This is a genomic window from Streptomyces sp. NPDC058092, assembly GCF_042884935.1.
Taxonomy (GTDB): Bacteria; Actinomycetota; Actinomycetes; order Streptomycetales; family Streptomycetaceae; genus Streptomyces.
This window is the reverse complement of sequence record NZ_JBHVSY010000067.1, coordinates 1-2915: the sequence shown is the minus strand read 5'-3', so window position 1 is coordinate 2915 and position 2915 is coordinate 1. Positions and strand designations below refer to the sequence as shown.

The 2915-nt window shown below is 68.6% G+C and carries 5 protein-coding genes; 3 read left to right on the top strand and 2 right to left on the bottom strand.

Going from position 1 to position 2915, the window contains the following annotated elements; translation table 11 throughout:
* Window positions 1-455 precede the first annotated feature (455 nt).
* Window positions 456-872, bottom strand: coding sequence for an SsgA family sporulation/cell division regulator (locus ACFVV1_RS40745; RefSeq protein WP_390000679.1), 417 nt, complete (start codon window positions 870-872; stop codon window positions 456-458).
* A 156-nt stretch (window positions 873-1028) separates the two neighbouring features.
* Complete coding sequence (locus tag ACFVV1_RS40740; protein WP_390000677.1) at window positions 1029-1442, bottom strand: hypothetical protein; 414 nt, start codon at window positions 1440-1442, stop codon at window positions 1029-1031.
* A 558-nt stretch (window positions 1443-2000) separates the two neighbouring features.
* Here ACFVV1_RS40740 and ACFVV1_RS40735 point away from each other — a divergent pair.
* From ACFVV1_RS40735 to ACFVV1_RS40725, 3 genes are read left to right on the top strand one after another with little or no spacing between them, the layout of a single operon-like run.
* Window positions 2001-2213, top strand: coding sequence for a hypothetical protein (locus ACFVV1_RS40735; RefSeq protein ID WP_390000674.1), 213 nt, complete (start codon window positions 2001-2003; stop codon window positions 2211-2213).
* Window positions 2210-2524 carry a hypothetical protein gene (locus ACFVV1_RS40730; RefSeq protein WP_390000672.1) on the top strand — a complete coding sequence of 105 codons (315 nt, stop codon included), beginning with the start codon at window positions 2210-2212 and terminating at the stop codon, window positions 2522-2524. Before ACFVV1_RS40735 ends, ACFVV1_RS40730 begins: the two co-directional genes overlap by 4 nt.
* Before the next feature lie 3 nt (window positions 2525-2527).
* Entirely contained in the window at window positions 2528-2683 is a 156-nt protein-coding gene (locus tag ACFVV1_RS40725; protein WP_390000669.1) for a hypothetical protein, read from the top strand.
* The last annotated feature ends 232 nt before the right edge of the window (window positions 2684-2915 follow it).

Sequence of the window (2915 nt, the reverse complement as noted above, 5' to 3'; positions counted from 1 at the left end):
CAACGGAGAACTCCGGGCGGGCAGTCGGCGATGAAACAGGAAGTCTCACGGCGCGAGCCGTAAGAATCTCCCTCCTTCAGGAGGGAGAGCGTCAACCTTCATCCGCGACGGCGCTGCGCCGCTCATCCGATCGGCAGCCGCCGACGCCCCCTCTTCGCGGAGCGCTCGGCGGCCTTGAGGCCCTGCGGCCCGGAACGGTGATGCCCTTGCCGCGACGGTGGGCCCGCTGTCGTACGACAGCGGCCCCGGCACGATGCGGTCCCGGTGCAGGGAGTCCGGTGCAGTCTCGGGCAGTCGGAGGAGTCTCACCCGGGCCCGGTCCTCGCGCCAGGTCGTGAACCGACTCGTCTGCGAGAAGCGTGCTGCCGCACCGCCCCGCCGATGTACCGGCATCTGCCCCCTCGCGCCGGCCCGCCGTGAAGGCAGCTTCCCCGAGGTCCTTGCGGCGGGTACGTTCAGGACGCCCCGTTCAGGAACCGGTCGAGGTGGCCGTCCAGGTCCAGTGCCTCGGCCTCCTGGGCGGCGGGCACCAGCTGGTAGGTGCGCAGCAGCCAGTGCTTGAGGGCCGGGAGCGGAGCGATGAGGTGGGCGGAGCCGCCCGGAGAGGTCAGGAGAAGGTGCAGGAGGGCATTTGGGCCGGTCCCGGTAGGCCGTACCCGCACGTCGCCCTCTCCGCTGGGTGCCAGCATTCCCCGGGCGAGCAGCTCGCGTGAGATGACCCAGAGTACGGGGCCTCGGACGAGGTCATGGAAGAGGAACTCCACCACCAGCGGGTCCTGCGACCTGTACAGCAGGTGGGCTGGTACCGGGAGCCGTGCGCCCAGAGGCGACACGAGCTCCATGTCGAGCATGTGGTCTACGCAAGTGATCACGGCTTTGTGTTGGTTCGGGGGCCGGGGCGGCGCCTGGGCTCTGGTGGCGGTGGTTGCGGTGCCCGCCCGCATATGTGTGTGGGGGGATTTGGGCCGTGTCACTTGCCCGTCGGTGTGCGGCGGCCCGGGCGGTGATGGTCCTGGGGCCCGCGATTCTCAGCGGTGTGAACGGTCGTGGTGCTCAAGGCTGTCCCAGTAGGTGTGTCCGTGGTTCTCGGCCCAGCGGATCTGGTCGAGGACCCACTGGCGACGGTCTTCGTCGATCCGTGCCTGGTAGCCGTGGCGGTCGTCGTGCCGGATCCAGTGGCGGCCTCCATCGCGATCCTGCTCCCAGTGGCCATGGCCGTCGCTGCCCCGGCCGCCGAGTGCGCTGTGCCGGTCCCTGCTGTGGTTGTTGTGCCGGTCCTCGTTGTGGTGGTCGGTGATTCGGACGGTGGATACGGCGCCCGGCTGGGTGCTGCTCGGGTGCGTCGCCGCCGAGGCGGTGCCGCCGGTGGCGAGAAGCCCGGCTGCGGCGATGGCGGTCGAGGTGATCGCGACGACAGTCCGACGAACGGTCCTGCTTGTCATGATTTCCTCTCTTTCTCCACCCTGCGATGTGAATGGGTGAGTTAGCGCGTGTTTGCCTTGCTGGCATTGAAGACACTAACCCCGAATGATTGAACGGTGAACTACTTCTGGTGGGTGAGGTCCACCACGCGCCGAAGAGCCGTTGCGTCGGAATATTCGCGCGAAACCCGATGTTGCGAGCCGGTTCCCGGGCGGCAGCCGAGGGTCTTCTCGCCACGCGCCACTGGGCTTTATCCGCTTTGACGGACAACTGGATCAGGAGGGGCTGAGCCCCCGGAAAGACGGCCGGAGTTCACGGCCGAGATCGTCGGCCTGCGCAACGCGGTGACCGGTCCATCGGCCAAGCATCCCGGTCCTGGTGGTCCGCGGCTTCGCCCCAGTCCTATGCCGAAGTCGTGCGCCGCCGCACCACCCGGCCCGGCCACGCCACGCCCTGGGGTGCGGTGACTTGGACGCGAGCGGGAAGCGAGACCGTGGAACTCTGCGGTCCGAGGTGACGGCGTAGCGGCGGTGGCGGGGCCGTGGTCGAGGTCGATGCCGGTTTCGTCGTGGAGCGGGGTGACGCCGCGGGACGGTGACACCGTCCATCTCGTCGACGCGAAGCTCGAACAGGACTGGACCCGGCGCACCGAAGACTGCTGGGACGAGGTCCGCCGGGTGCTCCCGACCCGCGAGCAGACCATCGAGTACGAACTTCCCCCTGCCGAGATGGGCGGCCTGCGCCGACCGGCGCGTACTCGACCCCGCCCACCCTGTGCAATGGGAAGTTGAAGCTCTGGGACCGGCCGAACTCCAGCGCCTGGTCCTCGCCGCCGTCACCCCCTACATCGACCACGCCGTACTCACCCAGCAGATCGCCCCGCGAGGAAGAACAACGCTGCGCCCTCGCCGACTTCCTCAACAGCTGGGGCACAGCACCCCGGAACCTCCTGACCCCGCCCGGCCACGCCTGGTGCTCCTCACCGAAGCCGCATACGCGCTGCCGGCCCGCCGGCCCGCCTACCCAGCAGGCCGCCAACACCCTGGACATCGAGTCGTGCCAGATCTGCGGGCCCGAGACGGGACTGCAGCCGCTGGAGTAGGAAGTGCCCGGGTCAGGTGATGTCGTCCGGGGTGATCCCAGGCTCTGCGCGGCCATCGCCGACCGAATCACCTTCCGCTGCACCCTCATCCAGACCGGCACCGAGTCCTACCGCTACCAGGCCACCGAGTTCGAACGCCAGGTCACGCCGGCGCGCTGACTGAGTGCCCGTCCTTTGAACTGGAGCGGAATCGGTGAAGTCGTCCCTGTGGGAGGTCCTGCGCCGTGTGTCATCGTGGCTGGCGAGGTCGATGCGACTTCTGCCGCACCACTACGTTGGGAGATGCAATGGGCGCCGTCATCGGATTCCTCCGTGGATACTCCGCCCTTCAGGGCGGAGAGGAAACGGACTCCTGTGGAGCAGGGCAAGGAGCGGAGTTCCGCCCGCAGGG